The sequence below is a fragment of the Teichococcus aerophilus genome (assembly GCF_014490485.1).
Lineage (GTDB): Bacteria > Pseudomonadota > Alphaproteobacteria > Acetobacterales > Acetobacteraceae > Pseudoroseomonas > Pseudoroseomonas aerophila.
In genome coordinates, this window is the sequence record NZ_JACTVA010000051.1 from 1 (window position 1) to 15,944 (window position 15,944).

Below are 15,944 nucleotides of genomic sequence, written 5' to 3' on the forward strand. Positions count from 1 at the left end.
GCGCACCCTGGCGCTGGCCGGCGGCATGGCCACCCGGGCGCCCACCGCGGCCGCGCTGCGGCTGCTGCTTCGGCTGGGCGGCGGCGGCCTCGGCCCGGCCCGCATCGCTGCGGCGGTCCTCGGACGGGATCTTCATGGCGATCAGCTTCTCAACCGCCTTCAGCTTCAGCACTTCGTCCGGCGCGCAGAAGGTGATGGCCTCGCCGCTAGCACCCGCACGGGCGGTACGGCCGATGCGGTGGACGTAGGCCTCGGGGGTGTCCGGCAGGTCGAACTGGAAGACATGCGTGATGCCATCGACGTCGATGCCACGGCTGGCGATGTCAGTCGCGACCAGGATGGCGGCGCGGCCGTTGCGGAAGTCCTGCAGCGCGCGCTCACGCTGGCCCTGGCTGCGGTCGCCATGGATGGCATGGGCGGCGATGCCGTCCGCGTTCAGGTGCTTGGTCACGCGGTCCGCGCCATGCTTGGTGCGGGCGAAGACCAGCGCACGGCCCATGCCGGGGGCGCGCAGCATCTCGGACAGCAGCACGCGCTTCTGGCTGGCGTCGATATGGATCAGCCGCTGCTCGATCCGCTCGGCGGTGGAGGCCACCGGCGTCACGGAAACCTTGGCCGGGTCCTTCAGCATCTCGCCGGCGATCTTGGCGATCTCGACGGGCATGGTGGCGGAGAAGAACAGCGTCTGGCGGTTCTTGGACATGACGGAGGACAGGCGCTTCACCGCCGGCCAGAAGCCGCGGTCCAGCATCTGGTCGGCCTCGTCCAGCACCAGCACTTCCGTGCCCTGCAGGCGGGCGGCGCCGGTCTGCACATGGTCCTGCAGGCGGCCAGGGGTGGCGACCAGGATGTCCACGCCGCGCTGCAGCGCCTGCACCTGCGGCCGGGCGCCGACGCCGCCGAACACCACGGCAGAGGTCAAGCCGAGGAAGCGGCCATAGGACTTGATGTTGTCATGGATCTGCGAGGCCAGCTCGCGCGTCGGCGAGAGGATCAGCACGCGGCAGCCGCCGCGCGGGGCCGGCGCCTTGCGGTCGGCCAGGTGGTGCAGGATGGGCAGCGCGAAAGCGGCGGTCTTGCCGGTACCGGTCTGGGCGATGCCCAGCAGGTCACGGCCAGCCAGCACGTGCGGAATGGCCTGCGCCTGGATCGGCGTCGGCGTCGTGTAGCCTTCCTGGGCGAGGGCACGGAGAATAGGCTCGGCGAGGCCGAGGGAAGCGAAGTCGGTCATTCAGAACATCCAGACAGGGCGCGCACATGCCGTTCCAGACACGCCGCGCGGCGGGTGAGGAACGCCCCGCGTGGATGGGCCGTACCGATGATAACAGGGCCAGGGGAAATCCCGGGGCCTTCTGTTCCAGGCCATCGATCAGGCGATGGCCGTTCACGCGAACAGAGGCTCTGCCGGCACCTGTAACGCGCCGACGGCCGGGATATGCGCGTTACCGGGCTGTATTGCAAGTGTTGCGGCGCAACAGGCCCCGATGGGCAGCCATGTGCGGCGGCGCAGTGGGTACGAAAAAGGGCCGGGGCGTTACCGCCCCGGCCCTGCTTCTCACGCAGCCACGCCGATATCAGGCGGCGATGGACTGGCTCTCGGTCGCCTGGCCCTCGATGGCCGGGCGCTGGGAGGCCGGGCCGTTGCCGATGGCAATGCGGCGGGGCTTCAGCGCTTCCGGCACCTCACGCTTCAGCGACACGTGCAGCAGGCCGTTGGTCAGGTCCGCACCCTGGACCTGGATGTGGTCAGCCAGCACGAAGCGGCGCTCGAACGCACGGCCGGCGATGCCACGGTGCAGGTAGCGGCGCTCCTGCTCGGGCGCTTGCGGGGCGGCCTTGCCGGAGACGGTCAGGACGTTGTCCTGCGCCGTGATGTCCAGATCTTCCTCGCCGAAGCCGGCGACGGCCATGGTCAGGACGTAGGAGTCCTCGCCCGTCCGCTCGATGTTGTAGGGCGGGTAGGACTGGCCCTCGGACGCCGCGCGCGCGCTGTCCACAAGGCGGGACAGGCGGTCGAAGCCGATGGCGGAACGGAACAGGGGGGTGGCGTCGAAATTGGTCATGATCAGAACCTTCTCAATCAAAGCAAGGGTCCGTTGCTGGGGCAGCTGGGTGTCCTGAAGGGCCCCCATGTGGGCGACCCCTGGTTCATCCAACCACGCCGTCGACCCCGAAAACCGGGCGCCGCTGGCATGACCACAGATAAAAAACGCCGCCCCCTCGTTCAAGGGAGCGGCGCATTTTTTCGTCGATGCGTGCCGGGCGGTGAGGCCCGGCGGTGCCGTATCGGCGTATCGAGGGCTCAGCCCTTGGTACGGGTGCCGATGCCAGCGAAACGCTTGTTGAACTTGGCGATCTGGCCGCCCGTGTCCATGACCCGCTGCACGCCGGTCCAGGCCGGGTGAGACTTCGGATCGATATCCAGGCGGAGGGTGTCGCCTTCCTTGCCCATGCAGGACTTGGTCTGGAAGGTGGTGCCGTCCGTCATGATGATGTTGATGACGTGGTAGTCGGGGTGGATATCGGGCTTCATGGCGCAGGTGTTCCAATACAAAATGGAGCAGCCGATGCCGACCGGCCGCACGAAGCGCCGCTTCTAGCCCGCGCCGGCCCGGAAACGCAACAGCCAGGGCCTGTTCGCGGCCCCGCCAGGCCAGGACCGGCGCCTTTCCAGCCACTGGCGCCAGCCCGCCCGGTGCGAATCGACCTTCCGGGCCGCAGATATCGCCCTGCCCCCCGCTTCTATCGGCCGCCATCCTGATCTAGACCTTCACCGGCGCGATGGCCCGATCGCCACCAGCGCCGCCGCGAGGAGCCGCCGCATGAACATCCTCTCCATCCAGTCCTGGGTCGCCTACGGGCATGTCGGCAATGCGTCCGCCGTCTTTCCGCTGCAGCGGCTGGGGGCCGAGGTCTGGGCGGTGAACACCGTGCAGTTCTCCAACCACACCGGCTATGGCACCTGGCGCGGCCAGGTCTTCGGCGCCGATCTGGTGAGCGACCTGGTGCAGGGCATCGAGGACCGTGGCGCCCTGCCCCGCTGCGATGCCGTGCTCTCCGGCTACATGGGCGATGCGGCGATCGGCGAGGCCATCCTGGCCGCCGTGGCCAAGGTGAAGGCGGCGAACCCCAAGGCGCTCTATTGCTGCGACCCGGTGATCGGCGATGTCGGGCGCGGCGTGTTCGTCCGCCCTGGCATCCCGGAATACATGCGGGACCGCGCGGTGCCCGCCGCCGACCTGATCACCCCCAACCAGTTCGAGCTGGAGAACCTGACCGGCCTGCCCGTCACCACCCTGGCCGAGGCCAAGGTGGCAGTGGCCGCGTTGCAGGCGCTGGGGCCACGCGCCGTGCTGGTCACCTCCCTGAAGGTGGCGGAGACGCCGGAGGACCAGATCGAGCTGCTGGCGGCCGAGGGTGGCGAGTTCCACCGTGTCCGCACGCCGATGCTGCCGCTCTCGGTGAACGGGGCGGGCGATGCCATCGCAGCGCTGTTCCTGTTCCACCGGCTGAAGACCGGCTCGGTGGCCGCCGCCGCCGCGGCCGCCGCGTCCTCCATCTACGGCCTGCTGCGGCGCACGGCCGAAGCGGGCTCGCGGGAGATCCTGACAGTGGCGGCGCAGGAGGAATTCGTGGCGCCGAGCCGGGTGTTCCTGCCCGAAGCCTGCTGAGGGACTGCTGCGGTCTTTTCCGCGCCGGCTTCGTCGGCGACCTGGTCAAAGGTGGCTTGCATGTGGCCGGCGGCGCGTCCTTCGAGGCAGGAGGATTCCCTGCCGCGCCATCAGCGGCAAAAGCCTGAATTGCCCCTGAGGCACCGCCGAAAACCCGGCGCGGCAAGGAAGTAGCAATCTCTTCCCGTCAGCATGACCGGCATCGGCATGTGAGGCTGGAGGAGACAAGCCATGGCGCGAACGCTGGATTCGGTCCGGACACGGATTGCGGTGGCCATCCTCGCCGCCAGCCTGGGTGCCTCCGCCTTGCTCTACGGGCTGAATGCCGCCCAGCGGGCCAGCGCGGCCCGGCAGGAAGCGGAACGAGAGGTCAGCCAGCGCCGCGCCGCTGTCCATACGGCGCTGGAGGAGGAGGAACGCCTCGCCTCCAGCCTCGCCCTGGTCCTGGCCAGTTCGCCGCCGGTGGCCGGCGCCGCTCTGGCGGGCGATCACGCCGCGCTACAGGCGCAGATGGCAGCGGCCTATGAGGCGATGAAGCGCCAGTTCGGCCGCATCATCCTCACCACCTCCGTCGCGCCCGGCGTGGTGCTGCTGCGGTCGCACGACCCCGCCTCGCGTGGCGACGAATACGCCAGCCGCCGCACCACGGTGCGCGAGACCTACCGCACGCGCCAGGGCGTCTCGGGGCTGGAGCCGGGGCGGGACAATATCAGCGCCTTCGCCGGTGCGCCGATCCTGCGGCCGGACGGCACCGTGGGCGCGGTGATCGACCTGGGCCTGGCCATCGGCGACTCGCTGGCGGCGCGGGTGAAGGATGCCAGCTCCGCCGAGGTCACCTTCTTCCAGCAGCGTGGCGAGTCGCTGGCTTCCATCGGTTCCACCCAGCAGGGCCGCCCCCTGTTGCCATCCGCCACGCTGGCGGGCGCCCTTCGCGGCGCCTTCCAGGCCGAGGCGTCGATCGGCAACCGCCGCGCCATCGTGGCGGCGGAACCGCTGCGCGGCGTCGATGGCCAGGTGATGGGCGTGATCGAGATCGGCATCGATGTCGAGGACCGCGCCGCCATGGCCGACGCGGCGGACCGGGATGCGCTGCTGGCCGCGCTGGCGGCGGCAGCTTTGGCGTTGCTGGCGGGCTGGCTGCTGGCGGACCGGCTGGCCCGGCCGCTGCAGGCGCTGGCCCGCGCCGCCCAGGCCCTGGCCGGCGGCCGCAACACGGTGGACGTGCCCGGCCGCGCCCGGCGCGACGAGATTGGCGAGGTGGCGCAGGCGATGGAGGTGCTTCGCCAGGGCACGGTGGAAGCCGAGAACCTGCGCGCCGCCCAGGCCGATAGCCGCGCGGCGGCGGAGCGGGAGCAGCAGGAGGCCACCCTGGCCCTGGCCGGCCAGGTGGAACGCTCCATCGGCGCGGTGGGCGAGGAACTGGCGCAGAGCGCATCCCTGCTGCGGAACCGGGCGCAGACGCTGGTGGGCAGCATCGCCACGGTGGGGGATCGCGGCCAGGGTGCGGCGCAGGGGGCGCTGGAAGCCTCCGGCAACGTGCAGACCGTGGCGGCGGCGGCCGAGCAGCTCTCCGCCGCCATCGCCGAGATCACCCGCCAGGTGGCCGATGCCGCCAGCGTGGCGCGGCGGGCGCTGGAACGCAGCAAGGCCGCCGACACCACGGTGCAGGGCCTCTCCGACAGTTCCCAGCGCATCGGCGACGTGGTGCGGCTGATCGGCGACATTGCCGGCCAGACCAACCTGCTGGCGTTGAACGCGACGATCGAGGCGGCGCGGGCCGGCGAGGCCGGCAAGGGTTTCGCGGTCGTGGCCAGCGAGGTGAAGTCCCTGGCCAGCCAGACCGCCAAGGCGACGGAGGAGATCGGTAGCCAGATCGCCGCCATGCAGGGCGCGGCGCGGGAAGCGGCGGAAGCCATCGACGGCATCGCCAGCGTCATTGCCGAGGTGGACCACATCTCCGGCAGCATCGCCGCGGCGGTGGAGCAGCAGGGCGCCGCGACGCGGGAGATCGCCCGCAACGTGCAGGAAGCCGCGGCGGGCACCGACCGCGTGACGGCGGAGGTTCAGGCGGTCAGCCACGCCACCGCCGAGGCTACCAAGGCCGCCGCCGGGTTGCATGAGCTGGGCAATGAACTGGCGGCGCAGGGCGGTACCTTGCGGCAGTCGCTGAAGGGGCTTCTGGGCAACCTGCGGGCGGCCTGATCCGGCTTCACTGGATTTTCTGTCTCGGCGTCTGGCAGTTTTCTCCCCATGGTGTCATTGAGCGGTCAATAAGCCGTTTTGTGGAATGAGGAGAATTACGATGAAGAGGCGTCATTTTATCGCCGGGGCCGCGGCCTTGCCGGCCGTGTCCGGGTTCTCCTTCGCCCGCCCGGCGCTGGCACAAGGCGCGGCCGCCCACACACTGCGCTTTATCCCGCAGGCGGATGTGACGGTGCTGGACCCGTTGGGGACCACCGCCTACCCCACCCGCAACCACGGCCACATGTGCTGGGACACGCTGTACGGCGTGGACGAGAACTTCATCCCCCAGCCGCAGCTGGCCGAAGGTCACACGGTCGAGGATGACGGCAAGCGCTGGATCTTCACCCTGCGCGATGGTCCCACCTTCCATGATGGCGAGAAGATCCGCGCGGTGGATGCCGTGGCCTCCATCAAGCGCTGGATGCCGCGGGACACCCATGGCCAGACCCTGGCGCCGCGCGTGGAGGAAATCCGCGCGCTGGACGACCGGCGCTTCGAGATCCGCCTGAAGCGTCCCTTCGGCCTGATGCTGGACGCGCTGGGCAAGGCGTCCTCCTACCCCTGCTTTATCTACCCTGAGCGTTTCGCCAACGTCGACCCGACCAAGCCGTTCACCGAAGTCGTCGGGTCCGGCCCCTACCAGATGGTGGCGAATGAGCGGGTCTCCGGCTCGCAGATCGTCTATCGCCGCTACGACAAGTATGTGCCGACGCCGGTGGGCAAGGTCAGCATGATCGCCGGCCCGAAGCTGGCGCATTTCGAGCGGATGGAGTGGAAGGTCATCCCCGACCCCGCCACCTCCGCCGCCGCCATGCAGGCGGGCGAGGTGGATTGGTGGGAAGTCGTGCCCTCTGACCTGCGGCCCCTGCTGGTGCGGGCGCGGGACGTGGTGCTGGACCTGATCGACAGCAGCGGCACCCTGGCCAACCTGCGGCTGAACCACTTGCAGCCGCCCTTCGATGACCCGGCGGTGCGCCGCGCGCTGCTGAAGGCGATCCAGCAATCCGACTTCATGGCCGCCGTCTCCGGCGACGACCGCAAGTTGTGGCGGGACAATATCGGCTTCTTCCCCTCCGGTAGCCCGTTGGTGAACGATGCGGCGCTGGAGGCCCTGAGCAGCCCGCGCGACATCAATGCCGCCAAGTCCGCCATCGCCGCCGCTGGCAAGGGCAACATGCCGGTGGTCGCGCTGCACGCCACCGACGTGTCCAACCAGAATGCGCTGATGTCCGTCGGCGTCGACGTGCTGCAGAAGGTCGGCTTCAAGGTGGAGGACGCGACCTCCGACTGGGGCACGCTGTTGCAGCGCCGCCAGAACAAGAACCCGCCGAACCAGGGCGGCTGGAACGCGCTGATCGCGCTGTTCAGCGGCATGGAGTTCAGCACCCCGGCCGGCCACCTTCTGCTGCGCGCCAACGGGGCCAATGCCTGGTTCGGCTGGCCGGATTCGCCGAAGCTGGAAGAACTGCGTGACGCCTATTTCGACGCGCCGGACCTTGAGACGCAGAAGCGCATCGCGCGCGACATCCAGACCCAGGCCTTCCAGGACGTGCCCTACATCCCGCTCGGCCAGTACTTCGTGGACAGCGCCTACAAGAAGGGGCTGACGGATATCCGCAAGGGCATCCCGCTGCCGCTGAACGTCCGCCGCGGCTGAAGCGCCGCCGCCGACGGCCATGACGGCCAGGCGCGGGCGCGCCTGGTGAAGGCCAAGGGGCATGGTGCGCGCCATGCCCCCGGCCCCAACCGCCCCTCAGCCATCAGGTCCTGGCTGCGGATCGCCGTCGAAAGCGGCAGCTCGCCGGCCGTAGCCTGTTGTTTGCACAGGCGACGACGGCCGCGCGTATTTTCCGCCCCGCGCCGGGAAGCTGCGGGGTTTGACCCGCGCCGCCATGCGCCGCAGCATCCCGGCAGACGCCTTCTGATCGGAACGACCATGACGCTCACCCGCCGCGCCGCGCTGGCCCTGCCGGCCGCCCTCGCCCTGCCCAACATCGCTGCCGCGCAGGACTGGCCGAACCGCCCGGTGCGGATGGTGGTGCCCTTCGCCGCTGGCGGCAGCACCGATGTCTCCGCCCGGATGATCGCGCCGGGCATGCAAAAGGTCCTGGGCCAGTCCGTCGTCATCGAGAACCGGGCAGGTGCCGGCGGCACGCTGGGCTCGGATGCCGTGGCCAAGTCCCCGGCCGATGGCAGCGTATTCCTGATGGGTACCATCTCCAGCCACGTGTTGGCGGTCGGCCTGTACCGGGAGCGGCTGCCCTACGACCCGGTGAAGGATTTCGTCGCCGTGGCGCCGACGGTGCTGGTGCCGATCTGCATCACCGTGCATCCCTCCCTCAATGTCAGCACGCTGGCGGAGCTGGTGGCGCTGCTGAAGGCCAACCCGGGCAAGTACAGCTATGGCACCGGTGGGGCCGGCGGCTCGGCGCATATCGCCGCCGTCAGCTTCCTCAACACCATCGGCAGCACGGCCGAGCACGTGCCCTATCGCGGCAGCGCGCCGATGCTGAACGACCTGCTGGCCGGCCAGGTGGCCATGGGGTTCGACACGCCGGCGCTGATCGCCCAGCACCACAACAGCGGCGCGCTGCGTTGCCTGGCCATCGCCACGGACGAGCATTCCGTGCTGATGCCGCAGGTGCCGACCGCGCGGGAGGCCGGGCTGCCGGACTACAAGGCCTATTCCTGGTTCGGCGTCTTCGCCCCGGCCGGCACGCCGGAGCCCATCGTCACCCGCATGAACGCGGCGGTCCGGCAGGCGGTGATGGAGCCGGAGACCGCGCGCAAGCTGCGGGAGATGGAACTGCCGCCGATCGAGCAGGGCAGCCCGGCCGATTTCGCCCGCTTCATGCAATCGGAACTGGCGCTGTGGGTGCCGTTGGTCCGCGCCAGCGGCGCCACGGCGGATTGAGCGGGATCGCTCCAGGCTCAAGCCGCCAGTGGTTCCGTGCGGTCAGCGACAGTCTGAAGAAAGGATCGTCGCCGGGACCAGGCAACCGGCGACGCGAGCCAAGCGGACGCCGTCTGCGGCGGACACACACGGGCGACTTTCGACTGCATCGGCCCTTGCGGCCTTGCTGTTCACCAGCCGGCCGGCAGAAATGCCCGGCCGGCCTCGACCCTGTGCCCAAGCCATCCAGGCAAGATGGCCCGCCGGACCATAGGCCTTCGGCCTTTGTCTGGCCGCATGATCGCGCTTCCGCCTGCTCAGTCCGGAGCGGCCGGCCTCAGAGCCGGGGGTCGCCCGCGCCGGGATTCCAGCCGCCGGAGCGGTCCAGCTCGGCCACCGTATCCGCCAGGCGGCCAGTGGCGATGCCGGATTGCGGGAAGGGCTCGGGCGCGGTCAGGCGCTGCAGGGTACGCTCCGCCCCTGCCGGGAAGATATCAGCCGGGACCACTGGTGTGGTGCCGGCATCCAGCGCCGCGGCAATGTTGGTCAGGCTGCTGGTGGCCAGGGCCGGCGGCGTATCCGCCACCATGCCCAGCGCCTCCCGCGTTTCCACCACGGAGGCCCGCAACGCCATGCCCAGGCCGATCGGCAGCGCGCGGTAGCGCGGGTCGGTGGAGACCACGGCCGTCAGCCACTCCAGACGGGCGATGGCGCGGGCGGTTTCGGCCGGCTTGCCGCGCAGGCCGACACCCTGGTTGCTGAAATCGGCGGCGGCCATCTCGATCCCCGCCCGCACCGGGTCCTGCCCTACCGGCAGCAGCGCCAGCGGCACGGGCTGGGCAACGCGCGGCGCACGCAGCTCCGCGCAGCCCGCCATCAGCACGGCGGAAAGAAGTACGGCAGGCAGCAGGATCGGGCGCATGGGGGCGGAAGCTCCGGTCAGAAGGGCGCGACGGCGTTCGCCGCATGATCGCCCAAGGCGCGGTCGCCGCACAGCCCGTGCTGCGTGATCGGTCTCAGTTGATAGGTGGGGAGTGGTCACGAATGCGCTTCTTACCAGCGTTCGCAGGAAGAAACCGGACATCGTCTGGCCGATGTCGAGACGCGAGGGCGCTGCCTCCTCGAACTCCCCTGGCAGGGGATACGATCCCCTGCACTCACGATTCAGCAGGCTCCGCCAGGATGGGTCTCTTGCTGCAGCCAGACTTAAGCTCCCCAACCGAAGAACCCTGGAAATGGGTTTCCGAAGGCCCTTGGCGGGGAAAGTTTGAGAGGAGCGGCACCCCTCTCAACGAGCCATGCTTAGAGGTCGGGAAACTCCGGCGGCCCGAACTCCATTTGCTGCCGCGCAATGGCCGTGGCGCTGTTGGCCTGCGCCAGTCGCGGCAGGGCTGCCAGGCGGCGCATCGTCTCCGCTGGCCCGGCGGTGAAAATCGCGGTGTTGCCCAGCGCCGGCGGCGTCGCCAGCAGCGAGTCGATTACCGGCTGGGACGGCGCGTCCTGCGCGATGCCCAGGTAGTCCCGCACCTCGAACCGCCCGCTTTGCAGCGCGGGGCCAACAATGCCGGAGAAATTGATGCTGGTGCGCCCCGCCATGATCTCGACGGCGATGAACTCCAGCTGCGCCACGGCGATCGCGGCCTCCTGCGGCCGGTTCTGCACGCTTTCGGGGTAGGCGAAGGTGTCGGCGGCCCCGCGGATGGCAGCGCGCACCGGGTCCGCATCCAGCCTGGTGGCGGCGGCGTTCAGCGCGGTGGGCGGCGGCTGGGCCGTGCCGCAGGCGGCCAGGGCCGTCAGCAAAGCCACGGCCAGGGCGGCGGTGCCACGCCTCATCCGGCCAGCGAGTCCCGGTGCCGCCGGCCCAGGCCGGCATAATGTTCGGCGTTGCGCTTCCATCCTGCTTGCTCCTCCGCGCTCATCACCCGCACCAGGCGCGCGGGGGATCCCAGCCATAACTCGCCGGGGCCGATCCGTTTTCCGGGCGTCAGCAAACCGCCGGCGCCCAGCATGCCGCCTTCCTCGATGACGGCGCCGTCCAGCACGGTCGCCCCCATGCCGACGACGGCGTGGTTCTTCAGGGTGCAGGCATGGATGATGCAGGCATGGCCGACAGTCACGTCATCGCCAATCAGCGCCGGCAGACTGCCGCGCGCCACATGCACGATGGTCCCGTCCTGGATGTTGCTGCGGGCGCCAACACGGATGGGAAACGTATCCCCCCGCAGCACGCAATTATACCAGATGCTGGAATCGGGACCGACCTCGACATCGCCGATCACCGCCGCCGTGGGGGCCACGAAGGCGGTGGGGTCAATGGCGGGCAGCTTGCCCTCGAACGGGTAGAGCGGGGGCATGCGGCGGTCGGTCCCTTCGGTTCAGACGGTTTCGGCCAGGCGGGCGGAGACATCCACCCCCAGCATCAGCCCGATATTCTGCACGGCGGCGCCGGAGGCACCCTTGCCCAGATTATCCAGCCGCGCCACCAGCACCGCCTGCCCGCGCGCGGCATTGCCGTAGACGCGCAGCTCCAGCCCGTTGGTGTCGTTCAGCGCTTCCGGCTCCAGCTTGGCATCCGTCGTCGGCGGCAGCACCTTCACGAACTCGGAGCCGGCGTAGTAGGCGGCCAGCGCCTCGTGCAGCGCCTCGGGCGCCGGGGTGCCGGTCAGCAGGTCCAGGTGCAGCGGGATGGAGACCAGCATGCCCTGCCGGTAGTCCCCCACGCTGGGCACGAAGATCGGCCGGCGCGTCAGCCTGGAATAGGTCTGCAACTCCGGCACATGCTTATGCTCCAGCCCCAGGCCGTAGAGCTCGAAGGCCGGGTGCTCGCCACCCTCGAAGGTCTCGATCATCGCCTTGCCGCCGCCGGAGTAGCCGGAGACCGCGTTGACGGTGACCGGGTAGTCCGCCGGCAGCAGCCCGGCCTCGACCAGCGGGCGCAGCAGCAGGATGCCGCCAGTGGGGTAGCAGCCCGGGTTGGCCACCTTGGCGGCCTTGGCGATGATCTCGGCCTGGCCCGGCGCCAGTTCCGGCACGCCATAGGCCCAGTCCGGATGCACCCGGTGCGCGGTGGAGGCATCCAGCAGCTTCGGCGCGTCAGCGCCCAGGCCGGCGGCCATCGCCGCGCTCTCCTTGGAGGCGGCGTCCGGCAGGCACAGCACGACCAGATCGACCTCGGCCATCAGGGCGCGCTTGGCCTCGGGGTCCTTGCGGCGCTCCGGCGCGATCGAGCGCAGGGCGAGGCCGGAAATGGCTTCCAGCCGTTCGCGGATGCCGAGCCCGGTGGTGCCGGCCTCGCCGTCGATGAAGATCGTGGGAATCGCGCCCTTGGCCATCTGGCCCTCCTGTCGGGGTCGTAGCTTAGCCTAACCGTGAACCGGTTTCACGCCTACCGCCTGCGGCCTGCCTGTGACCCGGCCCGAAACGTGATCCGGCCCAAAACAGAAAGGGCGGGTCCTTGCGGACCCGCCCTTTCCGATGAAACAGCCTGTTGGCACAGGCCGGCGCGTACGCCGGCCCGCCCAGCGTCAGCGCTTGCTGAACTGGAAGGAGCGTCGTGCCTTCGCCTTGCCGTACTTCTTCCGCTCGACCACGCGGGGGTCGCGCGTCAGGAAGCCGGCCTTCTTCAGAATGCCACGCAGACCCGGCTCAAAGTTCACCAGGGCGCGGGACAGGCCGTGACGCACGGCGCCGGCCTGGCCGGACAGGCCACCACCGGTGACCGTGCAGTACACGTCGAACTGCTGGTAGCGGTCGGCCACCAGGAAGGGCTGGGCGATCAGCATCCGCAGCACGGGGCGGGCGAAATACTGGCCCTGCTTCTTGCCGTTGATGAGGATCTCGCCCTTGCCCGGCTTCACCCACACGCGGGCGATGGCGTTCTTGCGGCGGCCCGTGCCGTAGGAACGGCCGAACTGATCCTTCTTCGGCTCACGCGGAGCCGACTCGATACCCGCGGCCGGGGTACCGGCGACAAGGGTCTTCAGCTCGGACAGGGAGGTGGCGGTCGTCTGCTCGCTCATGGCCTCAGCCCACCTTGTTCTTGCGGTTGAGGGCAGCGACGTCCAGCGAGGAAGGCTGCGCGCCGGCATGCGGGTGCTCGGCACCAGCATACACGTGCAGGTTCTTCATCTGCTTACGGCCGAGCGGGCCGCGCGTGATCATGCGCTCCACGGCCTTCTCAATGACGCGCTCGGGGAAGCGGCTTTCCAGCCGCTCACGCACCGTGCGCTCCTTGATGCCACCGGGGTAGCCGGTGTGCCAGTAGAACACGGACTGTTCGGCCTTGTTGCCGGTCACGCGCACCTTGCGGGCGTTGACGATGACAACGTGGTCGCCGCAATCGACATGCGGGGTGAACTGCGGCTTGTGCTTACCGCGGAGGCGAGTGGCCACGAGTGCCGCGAGACGGCCGAGCACCAGGCCCTCCGCATCGATAAGCACCCAGTCCTTCTTGACCTCCGCCGGCTTCAGCGAGCGGGTCTGCGTTTGCAGCATAAGCTTCGACTAATCCTGGTACGGAAAGAGAGGCCGGCTTATGGCCAATGCGGCCGGGAGGGTCAAGGAAAACTTTGTGGTATCATGATACCGCATGTCGCCGCGTGGCCAGAAGTGCCGGAATCGCCAGGGCCAGCAACAGCCCCGCGCCGATGAACAGCAGCCAGCCGCCCATGGCCCGGTAGCCCAGCACCCCCAGTACGCCGCCCCCCAGGAAAGACAGCACCGTCTGCCCATGCAGCACCAGCTTTTCCCTGTTGAAGTCGGAGACATGCTGGCGGCCCCGGTGCCAGGCGTTGTCCGCCAGGTTGCCCAGCTCGATGCCGATGTCCGTGACCATGCCGGTCACGTGCGTCGTGCGGACCCGGGCGTTGGACAGCCGCGTGACCACCGCGTTCTGCAACCCCATCAGGAAGCTGAGGCCGAACACCAGCAGCGCGCCCCTGCCCACCCCCAGCCAGAGATCCACCGCCGCCAGCGCGGCCAGCAGCACCGCCTCGGCCAGGATGCTGAAGGCGTAGATGCCGGCCCGCGCCCGCCGCCGCCCGGCATTGATCAGCAGGGTGGAGACTATGGCGCCGCCGATGAAGGTCAGGACGATGGCCAGGAACAACAGCCCGGGCCCGAAATCCCCCAGCGCCCCATGGTCCGCCAGAGCGGAGACATTGCCGGTCATGTTCGAGGAATAGAGGCCGACGGCATAGAACCCAGCCGCGTTCAGCCCGCCCGCGATGCCGGCCAGGGACCACGCCAGGTGGCGGTCCGCCTGCAGGCTGCGCGACTCCCCGTGATGGACCAGCATGATCGAGCCCTCCGCCCCAGGCCAGCCAGGATAGACCCGCGCATGGCCCGGGTTAAGCCCGTGCATGCCGGCGGGGCGCGCCCCAAGTGGCTGGCTGTCCGACTGTCTGAATTGCCCTTTCAGTCGGGGTCGCCCCAGACCGATCACGCTCTAGGCGGCGGCCGAAGCCGGGCGTAGGCTTTCCGCAACGACAAGAAGTGCGGAGGACGCCCAGGCCATGAGCAGCCTGCCCGAAAACGCGGATTACGTGGTCGTCGGCGCCGGTTCCGCCGGTTGCGCCCTGGCGGCGCGGCTTTCGGAAGACCCGGCGGTGCACGTGGTGCTGCTGGAAGCCGGCGGGCCGGCGCGGAACCCCTGGCTGCACGTGCCGATCGGCTACGCCAAGACCATGTACCACCCTACCCTGTCCTGGAACCTGACGACGGAGCCGGAGCCGGAGCTGGAAGGGCGCCGCATCACCTGGCCGCGCGGCAAGGTGCTGGGCGGCTCCTCCGCCATCAACGGGTTGCTCTACGTGCGTGGGCAGCATGAGGATTTCGACCACTGGCGCCAGCTGGGCTGCACCGGCTGGTCCGCCGCCGACGTGCTGCCCTATTTCCGCCGGGCGGAGGACCAGCAGCGCGGCCGCAACGAGTGGCACGGCGCCGGCGGCCCCCTGGCGGTCAGTGACCTCGGCATGAAGAGCCCGCTGACCGAGGCCTTCATCGCCGCCGGACAGGAAATCGGCCTGCCGCGCAACGACGACTTCAACGGCGCCAGCCAGGAAGGCGTCGGCCCCTTCCAGGTGACGGCGCGTGGCGGCTGGCGATGCAGCGCCGCCACTGCCTACCTGAAGCCGGCGCGCGGGCGAAAGAACCTCACCATCGTCACCCACACAGCGGCCGAGCAGTTGCTGATAGAGGGAAAGCGCGCCGCCGGGGTGTATGTCCGCCAGGGCCCGGTGCGCCACGCCATCCGCGCGCGGCGGGAGGTGATTCTCTGCGGCGGCGCCATCGCCTCCCCCCGCCTGCTGCTGCTCTCCGGCATCGGCCCGGCGGAGGAACTCAGCGCCCTGGGCATCACCCCCGTGCATGACCTGCCGGATGTCGGGCGCAACCTGCAGGACCATTTCCAGGCGCGGATGGTGTTCCGCTGTTCCCGCCGCGTCACGTTGAACGACCATATGTCCAGCCTGCTCGGACGGCTCGGCATCGGTGCGCAATTCGCCTTCAACCGCACCGGGCCGCTGACCATCAGCGCCGGCGTCGCCGGGCTGTTCGCCAGGGTGCTGCCGGAAAGTGCTTCACCCGACATCCAGTTCCACTTCATCCCCTTCTCGGCGGACAAGCCGGGCGGCGGGCTGCATGCCTTCTCAGGCTTTACCATCAGCGTCTGCCAGCTGCGGCCGGAAAGCCGCGGCAGCATCACCCTGCCCGGCGCCGACCCTGCCCTGCCCGCCACCATCCGCGCCAACTACCTCTCCACCGAGGGCGACCGGCGCTGCATGATCGAGGGCCTGAAGCTAATCCGCCGCGTCGCCGCCACCCAGGCGCTGAGCGAGTGGATCGCCGAGGAATACCTGCCCGGCGCCGCCTGCGAGGGCGACGAGGCACTGCTGGGCCACCTGCGCCGCGCCGGCACCACCATCTTCCACCCCAGCAGCACCTGCCGCATGGGCGGCGACGCCGGCGCGGTGGTCGACCCCCAGCTGCGGGTCAACGGCATCGATGGCCTGCGGGTGGCAGATGCGTCCATCATGCCGACCGTCGTATCCGGCAACACCAATGCCGCCTGCATCATGATCGGCGAGAAAGCCGCCGATCTGGTGCGCGGCGCCGCCCACGCCCGGCAGGCGGCGTGA

15 protein-coding genes are annotated in these 15,944 nt (G+C 69.7%); 5 read left to right on the plus strand and 10 right to left on the minus strand.

Annotated elements, in window-relative coordinates; translation table 11 throughout:
- The 3 genes from IBL26_RS20775 to rpmE all read right to left on the minus strand — a co-directional run.
- Positions 1 to 1,231: DEAD/DEAH box helicase (locus IBL26_RS20775; protein WP_187786432.1), on the minus strand; the 1,231-nt coding region annotated here is incomplete at its 3' end.
- Between the two features lie 343 nt (positions 1,232 to 1,574).
- On the minus strand, positions 1,575 to 2,063 hold the full coding sequence (locus IBL26_RS20780; protein ID WP_187786433.1) for an Hsp20 family protein: 489 nt from the start codon (positions 2,061 to 2,063) through the stop codon (positions 1,575 to 1,577).
- A 239-nt stretch (positions 2,064 to 2,302) separates the two neighbouring features.
- The gene (rpmE, locus tag IBL26_RS20785; protein ID WP_187786434.1) at positions 2,303 to 2,533 is read right to left on the minus strand and encodes a 50S ribosomal protein L31; all 231 of its coding nucleotides are present in this window, start codon (positions 2,531 to 2,533) and stop codon (positions 2,303 to 2,305) included.
- A gap of 289 nt (positions 2,534 to 2,822) precedes the next feature.
- Between rpmE and pdxY the strand changes: the two genes are divergently transcribed.
- The 4 genes from pdxY (at position 2,823) to IBL26_RS20805 (ending at position 8,829) form a co-directional block, all read left to right on the plus strand.
- Positions 2,823 to 3,671 carry a pyridoxal kinase PdxY gene (gene pdxY, locus IBL26_RS20790; protein WP_187786435.1) on the plus strand — a complete coding sequence of 283 codons (849 nt, stop codon included), beginning with the start codon at positions 2,823 to 2,825 and terminating at the stop codon, positions 3,669 to 3,671.
- Between the two features lie 231 nt (positions 3,672 to 3,902).
- Positions 3,903 to 5,873, plus strand: coding sequence for a methyl-accepting chemotaxis protein (locus IBL26_RS20795; RefSeq protein WP_187786436.1), 1,971 nt, complete (start codon positions 3,903 to 3,905; stop codon positions 5,871 to 5,873).
- Between the two features lie 100 nt (positions 5,874 to 5,973).
- Positions 5,974 to 7,572 (plus strand): ABC transporter substrate-binding protein, encoded by a 1,599-nt coding sequence (locus IBL26_RS20800; protein ID WP_187786437.1) that lies wholly within the window; start codon positions 5,974 to 5,976, stop codon positions 7,570 to 7,572.
- Positions 7,573 to 7,851: 279 nt separating this feature from the next.
- Positions 7,852 to 8,829: a Bug family tripartite tricarboxylate transporter substrate binding protein gene (locus IBL26_RS20805; RefSeq protein ID WP_187786438.1), complete on the plus strand. Its 978-nt coding sequence runs from the start codon at positions 7,852 to 7,854 to the stop codon at positions 8,827 to 8,829.
- A gap of 316 nt (positions 8,830 to 9,145) precedes the next feature.
- Here the strand turns inward: IBL26_RS20805 and IBL26_RS20810 are convergent, their stop codons facing one another.
- From IBL26_RS20810 to IBL26_RS20840, 7 genes are all read right to left on the minus strand, one after another.
- A complete protein-coding gene (locus tag IBL26_RS20810; RefSeq protein ID WP_187786439.1) occupies positions 9,146 to 9,730 on the minus strand; it encodes a hypothetical protein in 585 nt (194 codons plus the stop codon).
- A 380-nt stretch (positions 9,731 to 10,110) separates the two neighbouring features.
- A complete protein-coding gene (locus tag IBL26_RS20815) occupies positions 10,111 to 10,641 on the minus strand; it encodes a hypothetical protein (protein ID WP_187786440.1) in 531 nt (176 codons plus the stop codon).
- Positions 10,638 to 11,162: a gamma carbonic anhydrase family protein gene (locus tag IBL26_RS20820; RefSeq protein ID WP_187786441.1), complete on the minus strand. Its 525-nt coding sequence runs from the start codon at positions 11,160 to 11,162 to the stop codon at positions 10,638 to 10,640. The genes IBL26_RS20815 and IBL26_RS20820 overlap by 4 nt, the downstream gene beginning before the upstream one ends.
- A gap of 21 nt (positions 11,163 to 11,183) precedes the next feature.
- Entirely contained in the window at positions 11,184 to 12,140 is a 957-nt protein-coding gene (argC, locus tag IBL26_RS20825; protein WP_187786442.1) for an N-acetyl-gamma-glutamyl-phosphate reductase, read from the minus strand.
- Between the two features lie 192 nt (positions 12,141 to 12,332).
- Entirely contained in the window at positions 12,333 to 12,827 is a 495-nt protein-coding gene (rpsI, locus tag IBL26_RS20830; protein WP_187786443.1) for a 30S ribosomal protein S9, read from the minus strand.
- Positions 12,828 to 12,831: 4 nt separating this feature from the next.
- Complete coding sequence (gene rplM / locus IBL26_RS20835) at positions 12,832 to 13,302, minus strand: 50S ribosomal protein L13 (RefSeq protein WP_187786444.1); 471 nt, start codon at positions 13,300 to 13,302, stop codon at positions 12,832 to 12,834.
- An 82-nt stretch (positions 13,303 to 13,384) separates the two neighbouring features.
- Positions 13,385 to 14,104, minus strand: a complete 720-nt coding sequence (locus tag IBL26_RS20840; RefSeq protein WP_187786445.1) for a YoaK family protein — start codon at positions 14,102 to 14,104, stop codon at positions 13,385 to 13,387.
- Between the two features lie 217 nt (positions 14,105 to 14,321).
- On the opposite strand from IBL26_RS20840, the gene IBL26_RS20845 reads away from it, so the two are divergent.
- Positions 14,322 to 15,944 carry a GMC family oxidoreductase gene (locus tag IBL26_RS20845; protein WP_187786446.1) on the plus strand — a complete coding sequence of 541 codons (1,623 nt, stop codon included), beginning with the start codon at positions 14,322 to 14,324 and terminating at the stop codon, positions 15,942 to 15,944.